The organism is Leptolyngbya sp. O-77 (assembly GCF_001548395.1).
GTDB lineage: Bacteria > Cyanobacteriota > Cyanobacteriia > Elainellales > Elainellaceae > Thermoleptolyngbya.
Window position 1 is genome coordinate 5239203 of sequence record NZ_AP017367.1, and the last position, 17782, is coordinate 5256984.

Consider the following 17782-nt stretch of genomic DNA (forward strand, 5'->3'; position numbering starts at 1 on the left):
GAAATTTGGTGACTTCAACAACAAGAATTCAGCCCCAAATTGATAGATTGATGACCCTATTTCATCTCACTTATCAATTCATTGAAAAACGCAACAAGACCTTAGGATTGGGTTACATTGGGTCAGGTTGGGTGGGCTTTGTGGAGGCAAAGTGGCGATCGAGCATTTCAGGCAGGTGCGACAGCTTGACCTGGCTATATCGGTACCCACCAGGCATGATGGTGAAAGTAGGGGCTTCAGAACAGCGCTTCTGGCAGCCAGTGTGCTGAATTTCGACCTGGGAGTGGAGGTTGCGATCGCGAAGTGCCTGCCGTAACGCTTCGACCAACTCGCGACTACCCCGCTTTTGGCAGCCAGATTTGCGGCAGACCTGAATTTTGAGGGATGGAAGGAATGGGGGAGTGGGTTGGGAAGATAAGGAGGGGTGGCGCACGGCTGTGCGTTTGCACAGAGGATCTGCCCCTGACAGGGTTGGAGAGAAATGACGATCAGTGCTGTTGGGAAGAGGCGGGAAGGTAAGGATGTGGTAGGCTTTGAGCTTGATGGTGCTGCCATCGAGCTTGGTGCGGCCAATGCAGCGCAGGTAGTCGCCGGGTTGCAGGTGCGCTCGCAGAATGGCTCGTCCTTCCTTTGGCAGTTTGATGGTTAGCACTTCGCCCTCTACGTCAAGGTAAATGGCCTGGGCAGTGGTAGAGTCTGCGCCTACAAAACCGAGGAAGGTGCCGTCGAGGTTGAAGAGCCAGGGAAGACTGGAGAAAGGGGACATAGGGCCTATGAGGTACGAGGTGGTGAGGTAAATCGGTCTAAGCAGACCGGAGATTAGAAGTTTCCTTAGTTCAGTTTGCGGGCTTCGACGGTTTGGGGGGTTTGGATGGGGTCGCTGAGACCGGCGATCGCCAATTCCCAGCCGTTGGAAAGGGTGAAGATTTGAGCATCCTCTTGCTGGGTTTGGGAGATGACTTCTTCCTCCAGGTCTTTTTTGGCTACGTAGACCAGGAGCTTGCCTGCGGCGTTGGTGCGGAGCATGACTTTCATGAGTGGGTAGGAAGATGGGAATGGATAAAGAGTGGGTGAGGTAAGAAGAAATAAGATATCGAAGCTCCCTTGTCATGCCATCATGCACGCTCGGTCTGCGGCGATGCTGAGCAGTTCTTCGAGGGTGAGGCTCCGTTTTAGGGAGACGGCGCGATCTCGAACGTCATTCAAGATGGACTGAGTGCGATCGCTGTCGAGGTGGATGCCCTGGGTGGCGAGAACCTGCTCGATTAGGTGGCGGCCAGAGTGCTTGCCCACGACTAACCGCCGCTGGCGGCCGACTTCGCGGGGGTCGAAGGGTTCGTAGGTACGAGAGTTTTGCAGAACGCCGTGGGCGTGGATGCCGGACTCATGGGCAAAGGTGTTGTCGCCGACGATGGCCTTCCAGGGGGGAACGTCGCAGTGGACGGTTTTGGCCACAAAGCGGGAGAGTTCCAGGAAGTATTGGGTTTGGATGCCAGTTTTAAGGTCATAGAGGTGTTTCAGGGCCATCACCACCTCTTCGAGGGCGGCGTTTCCGGCCCGTTCCCCTAGCCCGTTGACGGTGGTGTTGACAGAGGTCGCGCCAGCCCGTATCCCGGCCAGGGCGTTGGCGGTGGCTAGACCCAGGTCGTTGTGGGTGTGCATTTCCACCGGAATGTCCAGGGCTTCCACCAGGGCTTTTACCCGTTCGTGGGTGGTGAACGGGTCAAGAATGCCGACGGTGTCGCAGAATCGGAATCGAAATGCGCCCCACTCTTGGGCATACTGGGCAGCGTCGATTAGAAAGCTCTTGTCGGCGCGGGAGCTGTCTTCGCCGCCGACGCTTACCGCCAGCCCGTGGTCGCGGGCAAAGGCAAGAGCATCGCGCAACTGCTCCAGCATGGCCCGCCAGCGACCTTGAAACTTTACCTGAATCTGGATCTCTGAGACTGGGATTGAGATGTGAATTCGCTTCAGCCCGCAATGGATTGATGCCTGAATGTCGGACAACACGGCGCGGTTCCAGCCCAGCAGGTGGGCGTTGAGGCCGAGGTCGGCGATCGCCCGAATCGCCCGGGCCTCATCCTGTCCCATAGCAGGAATGCCTACTTCTAGCTCATGGACTCCAATTGCATCAAGGAATTTGGCGATCGCAACTTTCTCCTCTAGTCCAAAGGCTATGCCTGCGGCCTGTTCGCCATCGCGGAGGGTGGTGTCGTTGATGTAGATCATGGTGAGGGGGCGGGTTGGTAAGGGGATGGGGGAGGTCGGGAGTGGGGAATTAGAGACCTACGACCGCTCTACAGCGTTTTTGAAGCTAGTGAGGCACACGGATGGTCAATAAGCCCTTGCCTCGTGAGGGCAGCATGTGCCTCACCCCGCAAGAAAATGCTGTATCACGCCGTCATAAACGCCGGGGTTAAACTGTCGTGGGCGAGGAAGTGGTTGATATGAAAGGCGCGGTCTTCGGTTTTGAGCAGGATTTCGTCGTAGAGGTAGCGGGTAGCGCGATCGCCCAAACTTTCAGCCTGGACAGAGAGGCGGCGCAGCAGGTCGATAGCGGCCTGTTCGGCTGCAAGGTCGTGTTCGAGCATGGCGCGGCAGGTGTAGGCTCCATCCGGTTCGGGGGCAAAGCAGCAGAGGTCTGAGAGGGTGGCGAAGCTGCCCGCCGGAATGCCGCCTAGACCGTTGAGCCGCTCTGCTAGGTCGTGGGCATGGCTTTGAGTCGCGTTGTAGCTCTCCTGAAAGAACTCGTGGATGGAGTAGAACTCTGCCCCTTCTACTACAAAGTGATGCTTTTGGTATTGCAGGTAAAGAGCCTGGAAGCTGGCATAGGCAAGGTTCAGCCCTTCACAGATAGCAGTCGTGATATCGAGATCAAAGCCAACGGGGTTTGGGCCAACCTGGCCAAAGGCGCGAACAAGAGTTTCGGTGGTCATAGGAAATCCTAGAGTATAGAGCCACTGTGTACACACATCTCGACTCTTTGCGTAAGGCTCCGAAAGATCCCCCCTTTACTGAGGGAACTTCTGATCCAGTTCGCCCCCCCTTAAGCAAGGGGGGCAATCTGTTCAATTCCCCCCCTTGTTCAAGGGGGTTAGGGGGGGATCAAAGCATCGCCGCTCATGTCTAGAAGACTGGTGCGTTCACAGTAGGAGATACGGAGGGAGCATCAGGAAAGAGAGCGCACGGGAGAGATTGGGTTGAGGATTGTGAGTGTCCTGGAGTTTTCGCCACCTATGATCCAGCCATCTCTGCAATCCTCATAGCATGACTCCTCCCAATCGGTCATTTTTCGGTCATTCTGAGGGTGGCGAGTAAGTTAAAACCTAACCTCAATCCAAAGTTTCCTTACCACTGGCTGACTTCTGGGAACCGGGTGGCCAACTCTAGGCCTTTCTGCACCAGCCGTTCGCCTTCCTCGTTGAGTTTTTCCAAGGAGGCAAAGCCAAACCGCTGGGCATCGCGCAGGGTTTTGGAGACCAGCAGCAGGCGACCGGAAAACACCAGTGCCCAGCCAAAGCCCTCGTGGCTGAGGTCGATGACCACCTGAGAGAGCAGGCCGGTTTCCTGCTCAATGCGGTAGGCGACGGCCCGGAAAAATGCCAGAATGCGGCCCTGGGTGAGGGGGTCTACCTCGCCCTCGACGGAGATTTCGCGCTTTTGGGCTTTGGTGAGGATGTAGGGCTTGAGCAGAAGTTCGTCGGTCCAGTGGCGATAGGTGCCGTAGGCATCGTTGGCGCGAATTTGCTGGGCGATCGCCCGCAAAAAGGGCGCATCGGCTACGGTCAAACTGGGGGACAGGGTGGAGGTTTCAGCGGTGGTCATAGCAGGATTTCCTCTTCGGTTTCGATGTAGGCGTTTTCAAAGTGGGTGGCTTGTTCCTGACGCAGCACCTTGCGTAGCCAGGGTGGCGGGCTGCCCTGGAGGGTTTGCATCAGCTGAGCCAAAATCGCTGTAATTTTGTCATTCTCAGAGTTGGACTTCATCGGGGTAATGCGGCGGTTGATTAGCCGCGCCGCCGCACTGCCGCCAATGTCAGCCACGTAGACAATGGTGCAGCCCTCCAGCGCTTTGAGCTTAGGCTCTAGCTTGTCCTCGTTGCCGTCCTCCTTCAGCGTGCCGCCAAAGGTGAGGGTTTCGAGAAAGGTGAAGCCGTCTGGGGTCAGGTCGTAGACATCGATTTTGCTGGCCCAGCCAAAGTGGGCATTGATGTGGATGTTGTCTTGGGTGGCAAAGGCTATTTTCATGGCAAGTCTCCCTTGGATTTTGGATTGGGGATTTTGGATTTTGGATTGGCTTCCCTCTCCCAAAGGGCGAGGAGTTGGGGGTGAGGGTCTGCGGAAATTTTGCGTCTCCGATTCCCCTCCTCGGAGGGGTTAGGGGTGGGTTAGCGAGAAATTCTGGATTGGGGTTTTGGATTTTGGAAAGGCTGTTGACTCAATCGCAAATCCAAAATCCAAAATCCCTTCATTTCCCTCCTTCCCGCCATCGATGTACCAGCCTATGGGTGCGCTCTTCGTCGGCTGCTAGCAGGATGTTGCCGATCGCAAACAGCAGATCCAGGGTGCCGCGATAGCCGACGGTGCAGCGGTGGCCGTTGCCCAAGTGCTCTAGCATGGGGAAGCCGTGCAGGTAGAGGGGAATGCCGAGGCGGCGGGCGATGGGGCGGGCCTTGGAGTTGGTGATCCAGAGATCGGCAGTGGCCCCGAGGTCTTCTAGGTCTTCAAAGTCGCCGATGGTGACCTGCTCGATGGGCAGATCCTTCAGCAAGGGGGATGGGGCCGGGGCCACGGCGGTCTGAATTTCGGCTCCGGTGCTGTGCAGCCACCAGGCGACGTTGTGCAGCAGGTCGGGTTCGAGGGCGATCGCCACCCGTTTCCGCCCAAAGAAAAAGTGGGTGTCGAGCATGGCATCCTGCACTTGGCGGCGCTGGCGCTGATACTTGGCGGGCACAGGCTGGCCGCTGAGCTGGGCCAGGGTGTGAAGAAACTCATCCACTGCCCCCAGACCAGTCAGCCGGGTGAAGGTCTGGGCGGGGGTGCCGAAGCGTTCCGTCAAAATCTTCGCCGCCCCGGCCATGCTGCCGCCCAGGGCCAGAGTGAGGGCAGAACGGCCCACGGCCTGTAGGTCTGCGATCGGAGTGCCACCCGTGGGGGTGGTGTAGTAGTCGGCATCGTCTAGGTGGCCGTCTAGGGAGGTGGACAGGTCGGGCACGGCGATCGCCCTCAATCCAAACGCCTCCACCATCTCCTTCAGCTCCGCCACATCCCCAGGACCGAAGGCGGCACTGGCCAGCAGAGTGACCTGTTTAGGGTTAATCTCCCCTGGTTCAGGGATGGTCTGCACCAGGCTCTCCACCGCCCGGGCAAAGCCATCCTCCAGGCTGCCCTTGTAGTCGGGGGTGGAGGCAAACACGATGGGCACCGTGACTTCCGGATTCGCTGTGTGGAAGTCCCGCAGAATGCCCTGCATGTCGTCGCCCCGGGTTTCCGTCAGCCCGGTGGTAAACAGCCCCACCAGCTCTGGCTGAGAGTTCTGGATCACCGTCAGCAGACCGCCGTGGACGTTGTCGTCGCCCCCCAGCACGGTGCTGACCTCGCTCATGGCCGTGGTCGCTAGGGGAATGGCCTCCTGAAAGTGGTTGACTAGCAGTACCTTGGCAAAGGCCGTGCAGCCCTGGGACCCGTGGAACAGCGGCATTGCCCCCTGAATGCCCAGGAAGGCTAAGGCCGCCCCCAGGGGCTGGCTCTGCTTCAGCGGGTTGACGACCACGGCCTTGCGGCGGGCAATGATCTTGGTAGCAGTCCTCTCTCCACTTTCGGCCCCCCCGCTCCCCAAGGGAGAGGGGCTGGGGGGTGAGGGCTTGCCCAGGGTGCTTCCCGCCGCACCTCCGCCCACACCGGGCTGTGCAGACTCTCGTCCAGTTCCTTGGCCATCTCCAGCAGGCCGCCGTAGCCGGAGTAGGGGTTGTGGCGCTCCTGGTTGATATGCAGAAAGGGGATGCGGGCCTTGAGGGCGGTGTACTGGTTGCGCCCGCCGGCGATCAGCATGTCGGCGTTGGTTTGCTCGATCACCTTCAGCAGTTCGGCAGCCCCGCCCTTTTCCAGCGTGATGCCGTCCTGGCCCAGTAGAGTTTTGATCCGGGCTTTGTCCTCCTCGGTGCTCTTTTTGCTGCTGGTGGCGACCACTTTGATGCCTAGATCTTGGGCCGCCGAGATGATTGACCAAGACTTGACGCCGCCAGTGTAGAGGACCACGCGCTTGCCCTGGAGGCGATCGCGGTAGGGGGCCAGTTGCTGGTTCAGCTTCTCGGTTTCTTCAGCGATCACGGCTTCGACGCGGGCCTGCATGGTCTCGTCGCCCAGCTTGGCGGCGATCGCCCGCAGACAGTGATTCATATCCGCCACGCCGTAGAACGACTCTTCTACATAGGGAATGCCGTAGCGCTCCTGCATCTTGTGGGCCAGGTTGATCAGCGCCTTAGAGCAGATCATCACGTTCAGCTTGGCCCGGTGGGCGTAGGCCACCTCCCGATAGCGGGCATCGCCCGTGATCTTGGAGAGCACCCGAATCCCCACCTTCTCGAACAGGGGCAGCACGCCCCACAGTTCCCCAGCGATGTTGTACTCGCCGATCAGGTTGATGTCGTAGGGGGTAGTGAACTCCGGTTCCGCGGTGCCAATCACATGCTCCAACAGGGCCTCCCCAGCCAGGCGGTTGCCCAGATTTTTGCTGCCCACAAAGCCAGGGGACTGCACCGGCACCACCGGCAGGCCCAGCTTTTCTGTAGCCGTCTTACACACCGCCTCCAGGTCGTCGCCAATCAGCGCCGTCACACAGGTGGAATAGACAAACACGGCGGCAGGGCTGTAGCGCTCCTGCACATCCTGAATAGCTTTGTAGAGCTTCTTCTCGCCACCGAAAATAATGTCGTTCTCGCTCAGGTCGGTGGTAAAGCCCATTTTGTACAGGGTTTTGCCGGAGGACAGACTGCCCCGCCCGCCCCAGGAGTTGCCCGCACAGGCGATCGGCCCATGCACCAGGTGGGCTGCATCGGTAATCGGCACCAGAGCAATGCTGGCCCCATCAAAGGCACAGCCCCCTTGGGCAGCCCCAGGCTTGGCCTGCTGCTGACACACCTTGTTGTGGCCCTTGCCGTTTTTCTTGTGGTTGTACTCGCAACCCGGCTGGGTCAGGAGTTCTGTCATGGTGGCTTTGGTGGAAGGCATGGCAGGGAGGGGGTAAGGGTTGGTGAGTTGAATGGGTGGGTTGAATGGGTGGATGGATGAAGGGAACCATCAGGGCACAGCGCTGATGAGCAGTTTCGTCAACGCGAAGCAATACATCGTCAAGAACCTTGCGGCTCAGCACAAATACTGGGTCACGTCTTCGCCGCAGGTGTCGGCCAGGTAGGTCAGTGCCCTCAGGCGCAGCGCTACCAGCTCGTCGTACACCGGGTTGAGTTTGCACAGGGCTGGAATGTGAATGGTGCGACCCAGCACTGTCAAATCGCGCTCGAAGGGGCAGCAACAGGGAATCAGGCGGCAGATCCGGTGGGCAAAGCGGCGGTTGGTGACCTCCAGCCCGCTAATCCAGTGGCGCAGGGGGGCGAGGGGGGGGGGCGGGTGGAGGGGTGGGTGGGTGGAGGGGTGGCGAGTGAGGGTAGCCATGACTGTACTCGGTAGGTGAGGGCGAGAACGTAGTGGGTTCTGGTTCCGGCTCCCCTCTCCCCTGGGGAGAGGGGTTGGGGGTGAGGGCTAGTTACCCGGTGTGATCGTCGTCCTGGGCAATGAGAGGTGGGCGGTCTTCGGTGAGTTCCAGTTCGCGGCCCAGGCAGCCGACCACGTAGTTGCTTTCCAGAAAATGCACCGAGTAGATGTAGGCCCGTTGCAGGTAGGTGCCAATGCCGACGATGTAGCCGATGTCTCCCTTTTTGGCCAGGGGTGTCCCCACCTCTTTGCCAGGGAAGGTTCCGTCATTGCGGATCAGCTTCAGGACGCGGACGCGATCGCCCATGTCAAAGGTCGGCGGATCGTCGATTTCGATAGTTTCAGGAAGACGCATGGGAGTAGGTGGGTGGGGGGGGACAGTAGGGGCGAACCGCCGTTCACCCCCATCGAGGAACTAGCGGATCAAATCAAACGAGATGTCCGTCTTGGCGGGCACGATGGTTTGGCGATCCAACTCATCCAGAATGGTGTTCACAATCCAGTTGAACTGATTGATCGCGCCCTGGTAGCCCAGGGTGGCGTAGCGGTGCATGTGGTGGCGATCGAAGATTGGGTAGCCAATCCGCACTAAGGGAGTGCCGGTGTCGCGCCACAGATACTTGCCGTAGCTGTTGCCAATCAGCAGATCCACAGGCTCGGTGAAGAGGAGCGATCGCAGGTGCCACAGATCCTTGCCGCCCCACACCGTCGCACCCTGGCCGTAGGGGCTGTTGGCCAGCAGTTCGCGGGCTTCGGCCTCAAACTCGTCATTGCTATTGGTCACTACAATGTGGGTCGGCTCCGCCCCCATCTCCAGCAAGAACTGAACCAGCCCCAGCACATGGTCGGGGTCGCCGTAGAGGGCGATCTTCTTGCCATGAATCCAGGCCTGGGAGTCGGTCAGGGCATCCACCGCCCGGCCCCGCTCCTGCTGGAGTTCCAGCGGAATCGGCCTGCCGCTAATCGCCGACAGCGCCATCAAGAACTCGTCGGTGCCCTTGATGCCGAAGGGCCGGAAGTTGTAGGTCTTTTGGCCCCACTCGTTGGCAATGTATTCCTGGGTCTTCGGCGTAGTGTACTTCTGGAAGAACACGGTGCCCTCGGCGTTGATGCTGTCGGCGGTATCCGCCAGAGTGGTAAGGCCGTTGTACATCTTGAACTCGCCCGTGTTGGGGGAGTCAAAGGCATCGGAGTTGTCCGACAGGATGGTGTAATCAATCCCAAACAGACCCAGAATCCGCTTCAGTTCGCGAATGTTGCCGATGTAGGGATCAAAGCCCAGGTTGAAGTTGAACTTGCCATTGGTGGTCTCGGCTTTTTCATCCTTAGTCAGGGTCTTGAGAATGCCCTTCAGCATGTTGTCGTAGCCAGTGATGTGGGACCCTACAAAGCTCGGCGTGTGGGCGTAGGGCACCGGCAATTCCTCAGGAATGTGGCCTTCGTTCTTCGCAGTGGTAATGAACGCACCCAGGTCATCTCCAATCACCTCTGCCATGCAGGTGGTGCAGAGGGCGATCATCTTGGGCTTATAAAGGGCGTGGGCGTTTTCCAACCCCTGCTTCAGGTTGTTCAGTCCGCCAAACACCGCCGCATCCTCGGTCATCGACGATGACACCGCCTGGAAGGGCTCCTTGTAGTTGCGGGTCAGGTGGGTGCGGAAGTAGGCCACACAGCCCTGGGAACCGTGGCTGTAGGGGAGGGTATCTTCAAATCCGGCGGCCACAAACAGCGCCCCCAGCGGTTGGCAGGCTTTGGCGGGGTTCACGGTCAGGGCTTCGCGGGCAAAGTTCTTCTCCCGGTAGTCCCAGCTTTTTGTCCATTCGGCAATTTCTGCAACCTTTTCAGGACTGTGGGCACCCTCAAACTGGCGCTTGTACTCAAACAAGTTCTGGTAGGTATCGGTGTGGAACAGGTCAAAGTGGTCTTTAATCTGACCTGGGTCGTCGCCCCCACAGGAGGGTGTGGGGATAGTGTTGTCAAGATTGTCAGTCATGGCTTTAAGGGGGATGGGTGGATGCGGGCGTGAGTGATAAGAGGCATTGGAGCGAAGTACCCATTAGGGCGCACTGCTGTGCGCCCGTACAAGGCTCAAATTTCGCCTAGTCCTGGGAGATCTGCCAGGGTGGGCTGATCAAACTCCAAGTGGGGTTGTTGATGGCCATGTCCATGTCGCGGGCAAAGACTTCAAAGCCGTCGTAGCCGTGGTAGGGGCCGGAGTAATCCCAGGAGTGCATCTGGCGGAAAGGCAGGGCCATCTTCTGGAAGACGTACTTCTCTTTGATGCCAGAGGCAATTAGGTCAGGCTTGAGGTTCTTGGCAAGTTCCTCGAACTCATAGCCGCTGACATCGTCGTAAATTACTGTGCCTTCGTCGATGTATTCGGTGGTGCGCTTATAGTCGTCGCCGTGACCAAACTCATAGCCGGTGCCAATCACCTCCATGCCCAGGTCGGTAAAGGCAGGCACCACGTGGCGGGGGCGCAGGCCGCCGACCATCAGCATCACCTTCTTGCCTTCGAGGCGGGGGCGATACTTGGCCACAATCGCATCCATGCGTGGCTGGTACTTGGCAATCACCTGCTCCGCCTTTTCCTGAATGGTTTCGTCAAACTGGGCGGCAATCTTCCGTAGGGATTTGGCAATCTGGGTGGGGCCAAAGAAGTTGTACTCCAGCCAGCCAATGCCGTACTTCTCTTCCATAAACCGGCAAATGTAGTTCATCGACCGATAGCAGTGGATTAAGTTAAGCTTGGCTAGGGGTGTCATCACCACTTCGTTAAAGGTGCCGTCCCCCGAAAACTGACAGATCACCCGCAAACCAATCGCCTCCAGCAGCAGACGGCTGGGCCAGGCATCGCCGCCGATGTTGTAGTCGCCGATGATGTTGACATCGTAGGGGCCAGGTTCGTAGCCCTCCGGCAGTTTGCGGTACTCGTCGGCCTTGGGCAGCACCCAGTCCCGCACGGTGTCGTTGGCGATGTGGTGGCCCAGGGATTGGGACACCCCCCGGAACCCTTCACAGCGCACGGGCACTACGGGCTTGCCGTATTCCTTCGCCTTCTTGCGGGCCACGGCCTCAATGTCGTCGCCGATCAGGCCTACCGGGCATTCCGATTCGATGGTGGTACCCTTGCTCAGAGGAAACAGAATTTCCAGTTCATCGATCAGTTTGTCGAGCTTTTTGTCGCCGCCAAAGACAATGTCGCGCTCCTGAAAGTCGGAGGTGAACTGCATAGTGCCGAAGCTATCGACCCCGGTGGTGCCAATGTAGTAGTTGCGGCGGCCTGACCAGGAGTAGTAGCCGCAGCCTACTGGCCCGTGGCTAAGGTGGATCATGTCTTTGACCGGGCCCCAGACCACTCCTTTGGCCCCTGCATAGGCGCAGCCACGAGTGGTCATCACACCGGGGACGGACTTTTTGTTAGACTTTACGCCACAGTCGGTCTTTTCGGCCTCTTGGACGCTGATGTGCTTGGCCCGCAGCTTTTTGGCTTTGTCGGGGTAGGCCTCTAGCACCTCGTCGATGAGTGCTTTTCTATCTTCTACGGTAGTCATGGTGCCCTCTCGGGTAGGGGTGGATGGGTGGGGTCTTCCGCAGCTCCCCTCCTGGGAGGGGTAAGGGGCGGGTCTGCGGGAATTTTGGATTGGCGATTTTGGATTTTGAACGGGTGGTCAGGTTTAGCCCTCATCCCCCAGCCCCTTCTCCCTGGGGAGAAGGGGAGCCGGATTCAAAGTCCCTCTCCCTCGGGGAGAGGGATTTAGGGTGAGGGTCAGGGAACCTAGACCGCTGCCAGGGCCTTGTCGGCCTCCAGAGCCTTCTGGTACTCTTCATCACCATCGAGAATGCCGAATTCAATCAGCAACTCCTCTAGCTCGTCCATCGAGATGGGAGTGGGGATGGTGAGATTCTTGTTGTTGATGATCTTGTCGGCCAGTTGGGCATACTCCTTCGCTTGGTTGCTGTTGGGGGCGTACTCGTTTACCGTCATGCGGCGCAGTTCGGCGTGCTGCACCACGTTGTCGCGGGGCACGAAGTGGAGCATCTGGGTGTTGAGCTTGGCGGCCAAGGCTTCGATTAGCTCAATTTCCCGGTCGGTGTTGCGGCTGTTGCAGATTAGACCGCCCAGGCGCACGCCGCCGGAGTGGGCATATTTCAGCACGCCTCGAGCAATGTTGTTGGCTGCATACATAGCCATCATTTCGCCCGACACCACGATGTAGATCTCCTGGGCTTTGCCTTCCCGGATGGGCATGGCGAACCCGCCGCAGACCACGTCGCCTAGCACGTCGTAGGAGACGAAGTCTAGGTCTTCGTACGCGCCTTCTTCTTCTAGAAAGTTGATGGCGGTGATGATGCCCCGTCCAGCACAGCCGACACCGGGTTCGGGGCCGCCGGACTCGACGCACTTAACGCCGCGATAGCCAGTGAGCAGCACCTCGTCCAGTTCCAAATCTTCCACCGCGCCGCGCTCGGCGGCTAGGTGCAGGATGGTGGTTTGGGCTTTGCTGTGGAGCATCAGGCGGGTGGAGTCGGCCTTGGGGTCACAGCCGACGATCATGATCCGCTGGCCCTTTTCGGCCATGGCGGCAAGGGTGTTTTGGGAGGTGGTGGACTTGCCGATGCCGCCTTTTCCATAGAATGCAATCTGTCGCATGGGGGGATTTCTCCTTGGGTTTGATTTCGGATCGAGGGGTAATGAAACGTTCGTCAATTCGGATCAGGCAAGGGCCTGGAGGAGGGCCGGCGGGTCGCGCCCGGCGCGGGGGATAGAGGGGTGCATGGGTGGGAGGAGGGGTTAGGAATTTGGGGTTGGTGATTTTGGATTTTGGGGAGAGCCTATGGGATGTCGAAATTAGATTGCTTCGACGATGAGGGAGGGCAAGACTAGATCTTTCAACTTGGCCTCGATTGCGTACTTCAGGGTTTCTGTGCTGCTGGGGCAGGAGCCGCACGCCCCTTGGAGCTTGACTAGGACGCGATCGCCCTCCACGTCGTGCAAACTGACATCGCCGCCGTCGGCCAGCAGGAGGGGCCGCACCTCGGTGTCGATCACCTGCTGGATCAGGGTAATTTTTTGCAGGTTAGTGAGGGGGGTGGAGGGATAAGGTAAGGCTTGGGTGCTCTGCTCCTTATCTAGGGCGAGGGCGGGGGCAACTTTTACGGATTCTGCCGAGTGTTGAATTTCCAGCAGAATGTCCTCAATGTCCGCTAGGCAGGAGCCGCATCCACCCCCGGCTTTGACGTAGTTGGTGACTTGCTCTACGGTGGTTAGGCGGTTTTCGGCGATCGCCCGCCGGATCTTCTTCTCGCTGATGCCGTAGCAGGTGCAGACCAGGGTGCCATCGTCGTCCTCGTGATGCTCCACCTCGATGCCGCGATACTTGTAGATCGCCGCCTCCAGGGCTTCCTGCCCCATCACCGAGCAGTGCATTTTGGCTTCGGGCAGACCGCCGAGGAAGTTGGCAATGTCTTGGTTGGTGATGTGCAATGCCTCGTCTAGGGTTTTGCCCTTGATGATTTCGGTCAGGGCCGAGGAGGAGGCGATCGCACTCGTGCAGCCAAAGGTCTGGAACCGCGCATCCAAAATACTGTCGGTGGATTGCTGAATCTTCAGGTGCAGCCGCAGGGCATCGCCACAGGCAATGCTGCCCACTTCGCCGTAGACCACCGCCACATCGGGTTCCTGTGGGTCATCGATGGTGCCCTGGTTGATGGGGTTGTAGAAGAGTTCGAGTACCTTTTCGGAGTAGTCCCACATGGCAGTTTTGGGGGAATGAAGGAATTGTGGATTTGGGATTGGCGATTTTGGATTGTGGTGGGGGCGGTCCCCTCCTGGGAGGGGTGCCCAGAGGGCAGGGTGGGTCGGCAGGAATTTGGGGTTGGCGATTTTGGATGAAGCAAGCAATCCAAAATCCAAAGTCCAAAACCCAAAATGCCTCAGGTTGCAACGGCTAAATCTCGCTCCTGCAACCACTCCGCCTGGTCGTTGTTAAAGGGCGATAGGGCCCGCAGGCGTTCCACAATTTCGGGCATGACGGCGAGCACCTGGCGGATTTCGGCTTCGGTGGTGTAGCGGGAAAGGCTGAAGCGGATAGAGCCGTGGAGGATGGTATAGGGCAGCCCCATGGCCGTCAGCACATGGGAGGGGTCGAGGCTGCCGGAGGTGCAGGCGGAGCCGGAGGAGGCACAGATACCCTCGCGGTTGAGCATGAACAGGATGGCTTCCCCTTCGATGTACTTGAAGCCGATGTTGGTGGTGTTGGGCAGCCGGAGGGCACCGCCGCCGTTGACTACGGTATCGGGGATAGTGGTCAAAATGCCGCACTCCAGCAGATCCCGCAGTTCGGCTTCGCGCTGGACATGGGCCAAGTGGATCTGGGCCAGTTCCGCCGCTTTGCCTAGGGCAACGATACCTGGCACATTGTGGGTGCCCGCCCGGCGGCCCCGCTCCTGGTGGCCCCCCAGCAAAAAGGGGCGGAAGCGGAAGCCTTTACGGACGTACAATGCGCCGATACCCTTGGGGGCGTGGAGCTTGTGGCCCGAGAGGGTGAGCAGGTCGATGGGGCTGGTGGACAGGTCAATAGGCACCTTGCCGACGGCCTGCACGGCATCGACGTGGTAGGCGGCTCCGTAGGCTTTGGCGATCGCCCCAATCTGCTCCACTGGAAAGATCACCCCGGTTTCGTTGTTGGCATACATCGTAGTAACCAGAGCCGTGCCGCCGGTCATTGCCGCCTCCAGTTCCATCAAGTCCAGCTCGCCGCGCCCGTCCACGGAGAGGTAGGTGACGGTGTAGCCCCGCTTCTCCAGGTGCTTGCACACCGCCAGAATCGCCGGGTGCTCGACTGCTGTGGTGACGATGTGGCGCTTCTCCGGCTGGGCCGCCAGGGCAGCGTGGATGGCGGTGTTGTTGCCCTCACTGCCGCAGCTATTGAAGATAATCTCCGTCGGCTCGGCCCCCAGCAGAGCAGCCACCTGCTCCCGGGCGGTTTCAATTGCCGCTCCTACCTGGCCGCCAAAGCTGTGCATCGACGACGGGTTGCCGTATAGCTCGCTCAGGTAGGGCAGCATCGCCGCCAAAACGTCGGGGTCGATGCGGGTGGTGGCGTTGTTGTCGAGATAAGTGACCATGGCAGTTAGAGAATTTTGGATTGGGAATTTTGGATTGGGAATTTTGGATCGGAGATGGTACTTCCGGCTCCCCTCTCTCTGAGGGAGAGGGACTGGGGGTGAGGGTCAATGGGCCGTTTGCAATCGCTTCAAAGCCTGCGAATAGGTATCAAACCAGTGGTGCCAATAGCTCGACTCCTGCATCCCCCGGAGCCTGGCCACCATGCGGGTGTAGGTGGCAAACCAGGCCTCCCAGTAGTCGGGCGATCGCTCCAATGTTGAGGACGATGGCACCGCCGCCACGCCACTGGTCAGAGGCACACAGCCCTCGTTAGTAGGGCAGATAGCCCAGCACTGGGCCACCCCGTAGGTTCCCTGACACTGGTTGCAGCGATCGCTCGCAATCCAGAATTTTGTGCCATCGGTCTGAATCGCCCCCGTGGGGCAGGCGGAGAGGCAACGCCGACAACCGATACAGCTTTGGGTGATGGTGTAGCTCATTGGGGGCCTCCGGGGGTGGGCAGGTGGATGGGTGGGCGGGTGGAGGGGATGGTGGGGTAGTGGGTTCGGTTCCCCTCCTCTGAGGGGCTAGGGGTGGGTTCGGTTCGGTTCCCCCCTCTCCTAGGGAGAGGGGTTAGGGGTGAGGGACAGACCTATCGTTTCAACACATGCTCGTCATAGAACCTGCGGGCTACGGTCTCGATCACGTCGTAGTCTTCGACCACCACCAGGCCCGCTTCCTGCAACCGCTTGCTGGGGCAGGGACCGACTTTAGCCGCCAGCACCGCTTTGCAGTCAGCAATGGTGTCGATGATGCCCGTCAGCATCGCCTCTTCGCCATAGCCGCCCTGGCAGTAATCGGCCACCTTGCGATGGCTGATGAACCGAGCCTCGGCAGCATCCACTTCGTAAATCATGAATTCCTTGGCATGGCCAAAGTGCTGGTTCACAATGCCGCCGCCCTTGGTGGCTACAGCAACGAGAACCTTGGGCGAATCCTCCGATCGCTCACCGGGAATGCGGGCGGCGGACTGCTTCTTGGCAGCCACGGCAGCCTTAGCCTGCTCAATGCTAAGATGCACCGCCTGGCGGGTTTCCAGGCTGTAGTCCACAGGCATTTCCATAAACTTCTGCTTGGTGAATTCCTGGCTGCGGTCTTCCCCCAGCAGACCCACGGCATCAGCCCGGCACTGGCGACAGTGGCGCATCAGCTTCAGGTTGCCAGCGCAGTTGTCCTGCACCTGCTTCAGTTCCTTGGGGCTAGGGCCGCGCTGCCCATTCAGTCCAAAGTAGGTGCCGTGCTCCGGGGCCGAAATCAGCGGCATGATGTTGTGCAAAAACGCGCCCCGCTCCCGAATAGCGGCATTCACCTCGGGCATGTGCTCGTCGTTGATGCCAGGAATCAGTACGGAATTGACCTTGCAGAGAATGTCAGCCTCTTTCAAAGCCTGCAATCCCTCCATCTGCCGCTCGTGGAGGATGCGTACCCCCTCAAGGCCCCGATAGCGCTTGCGGCGGTAGTGAACCCAGGGATAAATCTTCTCGCCCACGCTGGGGTCCACCATATTAATAGTGATGGTGACATGATCGACATTTAGCGCTTTGATGCGATCCACATAATCCGGCAGCATCAGGCCGTTGGTGGAGAGGCAGAGCTTGATGTCCGGGGCCCGCTCGGCGATCAGCTCAAAGGTGCGGAAGGTTTTTTCGGGGTTCGCCAGGGGATCGCCGGGGCCAGCGATGCCTAGCACGGTCATCTGAGGAATTTTGCCCGCCACCACTAAGACCTTGTGGGCAGCCTCTTCGGGAGTAAGCAGTTCGCTGACCACACCGGGGCGGCTCTCGTTGGCGCAGTCGTACTTGCGGTTGCAGTAGTTGCACTGAATGTTGCAGGCGGGGGCTACTGCGACATGCATCCGGGCATAGTGGTGGTGGGCCTCTTCGCTGTAGCAGGGATGCTTTTCAATGCGGGCCTGGATGCTCTCGCTGAGGGCGGTGTCGGTCTTGGTAGTGCAGCCAGAGGCGGTCGTGCCACAGCCGCCGCCCGCCGGTTTGACCACGGTTTTGGTCTTGGTCAGGGTAATGTCCAGATCGGGCGTCGCGGTGGGCGCGGAGGTCAGGGCAGAGGATGGCGGTGGCGTCATGGGTTTGGGGAGGTAGGGGTGGATAGGGCGGGGTTGGAACGCATGGCGGCGCAGCCAGACAAGGGCTGGAGAATTTCCTTCGCCAGCTGGTGGGTGCCCTCAGGGGAGCAGAACCCATCAGCCAGCGACGTGCTGATAAAGGCGATTCCCCTGCGTGGGTGGTGTCGCGAGGAAATCGGTGGGCTGTTCGATTGCTGTTTAGGCACTGACAGGGCAACGTGTCAAAGTTATTAGCTTTAACCAAGCTGGGGTTGACGTTGCCATCTGCTGAGTACCCTTTCAGGTATCGAGTAACGCTGGTGTGTTCGGCGTTGAAAGAGTTATAGCAACGGGAATTTTGCTGCTTTGGTCGCTTGTCCCGGTAGAGTTGATTGAATGATTAGCGGTGTACTTAACTGCCAGACACCCGGATTACAGAAACCTTGATCTTTTTTGGCAGGGTGGGGGGCTAGTATTTCCCAAGAGAAATGCTGGTATTTCAATAGCCGAGTGCTGTATTTCTGTACTCAGATGAAGTGCCCATTGGAGAAAGGATTTAGCATTGGTATAACGCTTTAAATAGCCGAGGTTTCTGAGTACTCAAAGCTCGCATTTTGGCATCATTTACTACAGAATGAACGTTGTTTTCAAGTGTCAAATATTAAACCGTATCGATTTTGTCTGTCTGCTTAGCGTAATGGTTATCAACGTTACTTTTAGTGGGTTAAGAAATGTTTTGGCAGCCCGGAGCGTGATGAGTTTGCCGACTTGGATGACTGGGTAATCTCAATCCCAAATCTCTCTTAGAGAGGGACTTTGAAATTTCAGTTCTCTGCTTCT

17 protein-coding genes are annotated in these 17782 nt (G+C 58.7%); all 17 read right to left on the reverse strand.

What is annotated here, in order from left to right; translation table 11 throughout:
• Positions 1-112 precede the first annotated feature (112 nt).
• The 17 genes from O77CONTIG1_RS22110 to nifB all read right to left on the reverse strand — a co-directional run bounded on the left by O77CONTIG1_RS22110 (position 113) and on the right by nifB (position 16963).
• The gene (locus O77CONTIG1_RS22110; protein WP_068515249.1) at positions 113-766 is read right to left on the reverse strand and encodes a (2Fe-2S) ferredoxin domain-containing protein; all 654 of its coding nucleotides are present in this window, start codon (positions 764-766) and stop codon (positions 113-115) included.
• 65 nt (positions 767-831) lie between these two features.
• Complete coding sequence (gene nifT, locus O77CONTIG1_RS22115; protein WP_068515251.1) at positions 832-1035, reverse strand: putative nitrogen fixation protein NifT; 204 nt, start codon at positions 1033-1035, stop codon at positions 832-834.
• Between the two features lie 72 nt (positions 1036-1107).
• Positions 1108-2229, reverse strand: coding sequence for a homocitrate synthase (gene nifV, locus O77CONTIG1_RS22120; RefSeq protein ID WP_068515253.1), 1122 nt, complete (start codon positions 2227-2229; stop codon positions 1108-1110).
• A 164-nt stretch (positions 2230-2393) separates the two neighbouring features.
• Positions 2394-2936 carry a Dps family protein gene (locus O77CONTIG1_RS22125; RefSeq protein WP_068515255.1) on the reverse strand — a complete coding sequence of 181 codons (543 nt, stop codon included), beginning with the start codon at positions 2934-2936 and terminating at the stop codon, positions 2394-2396.
• A 412-nt stretch (positions 2937-3348) separates the two neighbouring features.
• On the reverse strand, positions 3349-3825 hold the full coding sequence (locus O77CONTIG1_RS22130) for a NifX-associated nitrogen fixation protein (protein ID WP_068515272.1): 477 nt from the start codon (positions 3823-3825) through the stop codon (positions 3349-3351).
• Entirely contained in the window at positions 3822-4247 is a 426-nt protein-coding gene (gene nifX / locus O77CONTIG1_RS22135) for a nitrogen fixation protein NifX (protein ID WP_068515278.1), read from the reverse strand. Before nifX ends, O77CONTIG1_RS22130 begins: the two co-directional genes overlap by 4 nt.
• A gap of 220 nt (positions 4248-4467) precedes the next feature.
• A complete protein-coding gene (nifN, locus tag O77CONTIG1_RS22140) occupies positions 4468-5772 on the reverse strand; it encodes a nitrogenase iron-molybdenum cofactor biosynthesis protein NifN (protein ID WP_286132465.1) in 1305 nt (434 codons plus the stop codon).
• Entirely contained in the window at positions 5754-7229 is a 1476-nt protein-coding gene (gene nifE, locus O77CONTIG1_RS22145) for a nitrogenase iron-molybdenum cofactor biosynthesis protein NifE (RefSeq protein ID WP_084782916.1), read from the reverse strand. Before nifE ends, nifN begins: the two co-directional genes overlap by 19 nt.
• Before the next feature lie 135 nt (positions 7230-7364).
• Complete coding sequence (locus O77CONTIG1_RS22150) at positions 7365-7670, reverse strand: Mo-dependent nitrogenase C-terminal domain-containing protein (RefSeq protein ID WP_068515281.1); 306 nt, start codon at positions 7668-7670, stop codon at positions 7365-7367.
• A gap of 91 nt (positions 7671-7761) precedes the next feature.
• Positions 7762-8064: a nitrogen fixation protein NifZ gene (locus O77CONTIG1_RS22155; protein ID WP_068515283.1), complete on the reverse strand. Its 303-nt coding sequence runs from the start codon at positions 8062-8064 to the stop codon at positions 7762-7764.
• Positions 8065-8124: 60 nt separating this feature from the next.
• Positions 8125-9702, reverse strand: a complete 1578-nt coding sequence (nifK, locus tag O77CONTIG1_RS22160; protein ID WP_068515285.1) for a nitrogenase molybdenum-iron protein subunit beta — start codon at positions 9700-9702, stop codon at positions 8125-8127.
• Positions 9703-9808: 106 nt separating this feature from the next.
• A complete protein-coding gene (gene nifD / locus O77CONTIG1_RS22165; protein WP_068515287.1) occupies positions 9809-11263 on the reverse strand; it encodes a nitrogenase molybdenum-iron protein alpha chain in 1455 nt (484 codons plus the stop codon).
• Between the two features lie 224 nt (positions 11264-11487).
• Positions 11488-12363 carry a nitrogenase iron protein gene (nifH, locus tag O77CONTIG1_RS22170; RefSeq protein WP_068515290.1) on the reverse strand — a complete coding sequence of 292 codons (876 nt, stop codon included), beginning with the start codon at positions 12361-12363 and terminating at the stop codon, positions 11488-11490.
• A gap of 198 nt (positions 12364-12561) precedes the next feature.
• Positions 12562-13467 (reverse strand): Fe-S cluster assembly protein NifU, encoded by a 906-nt coding sequence (gene nifU, locus O77CONTIG1_RS22175; RefSeq protein WP_068515292.1) that lies wholly within the window; start codon positions 13465-13467, stop codon positions 12562-12564.
• 179 nt (positions 13468-13646) lie between these two features.
• Positions 13647-14840, reverse strand: coding sequence for a cysteine desulfurase NifS (nifS, locus tag O77CONTIG1_RS22180; protein ID WP_068515294.1), 1194 nt, complete (start codon positions 14838-14840; stop codon positions 13647-13649).
• 105 nt (positions 14841-14945) lie between these two features.
• Entirely contained in the window at positions 14946-15320 is a 375-nt protein-coding gene (locus tag O77CONTIG1_RS22185; protein ID WP_068515297.1) for a 4Fe-4S binding protein, read from the reverse strand.
• Positions 15321-15472: 152 nt separating this feature from the next.
• Positions 15473-16963, reverse strand: coding sequence for a nitrogenase cofactor biosynthesis protein NifB (nifB, locus tag O77CONTIG1_RS22190; protein WP_068515299.1), 1491 nt, complete (start codon positions 16961-16963; stop codon positions 15473-15475).
• Positions 16964-17782: the final 819 nt, after the last annotated feature.

Bases quoted from the DNA above. Each gene is read 5' to 3' on its own strand.
- O77CONTIG1_RS22110 (WP_068515249.1), bottom strand. From the start codon at position 766: ATGTCCCCTTTCTCCAGTCTTCCCTGGCTCTTCAACCTCGACGGCACC.
- nifT (WP_068515251.1), bottom strand. From the start codon at position 1,035: ATGAAAGTCATGCTCCGCACCAACGCCGCAGGCAAGCTCCTGGTCTAC.
- nifV (WP_068515253.1), bottom strand. From the start codon at position 2,229: ATGATCTACATCAACGACACCACCCTCCGCGATGGCGAACAGGCCGCA.
- O77CONTIG1_RS22125 (WP_068515255.1), bottom strand. From the start codon at position 2,936: ATGACCACCGAAACTCTTGTTCGCGCCTTTGGCCAGGTTGGCCCAAAC.
- O77CONTIG1_RS22130 (WP_068515272.1), bottom strand. From the start codon at position 3,825: ATGACCACCGCTGAAACCTCCACCCTGTCCCCCAGTTTGACCGTAGCC.
- nifX (WP_068515278.1), bottom strand. From the start codon at position 4,247: ATGAAAATAGCCTTTGCCACCCAAGACAACATCCACATCAATGCCCAC.
- nifE (WP_084782916.1), bottom strand. From the start codon at position 7,229: ATGCCTTCCACCAAAGCCACCATGACAGAACTCCTGACCCAGCCGGGT.
- O77CONTIG1_RS22150 (WP_068515281.1), bottom strand. From the start codon at position 7,670: ATGGCTACCCTCACTCGCCACCCCTCCACCCACCCACCCCTCCACCCG.
- O77CONTIG1_RS22155 (WP_068515283.1), bottom strand. From the start codon at position 8,064: ATGCGTCTTCCTGAAACTATCGAAATCGACGATCCGCCGACCTTTGAC.
- nifK (WP_068515285.1), bottom strand. From the start codon at position 9,702: ATGACTGACAATCTTGACAACACTATCCCCACACCCTCCTGTGGGGGC.
- nifD (WP_068515287.1), bottom strand. From the start codon at position 11,263: ATGACTACCGTAGAAGATAGAAAAGCACTCATCGACGAGGTGCTAGAG.
- nifH (WP_068515290.1), bottom strand. From the start codon at position 12,363: ATGCGACAGATTGCATTCTATGGAAAAGGCGGCATCGGCAAGTCCACC.
- nifU (WP_068515292.1), bottom strand. From the start codon at position 13,467: ATGTGGGACTACTCCGAAAAGGTACTCGAACTCTTCTACAACCCCATC.
- nifS (WP_068515294.1), bottom strand. From the start codon at position 14,840: ATGGTCACTTATCTCGACAACAACGCCACCACCCGCATCGACCCCGAC.
- O77CONTIG1_RS22185 (WP_068515297.1), bottom strand. From the start codon at position 15,320: ATGAGCTACACCATCACCCAAAGCTGTATCGGTTGTCGGCGTTGCCTC.
- nifB (WP_068515299.1), bottom strand. From the start codon at position 16,963: ATGACGCCACCGCCATCCTCTGCCCTGACCTCCGCGCCCACCGCGACG.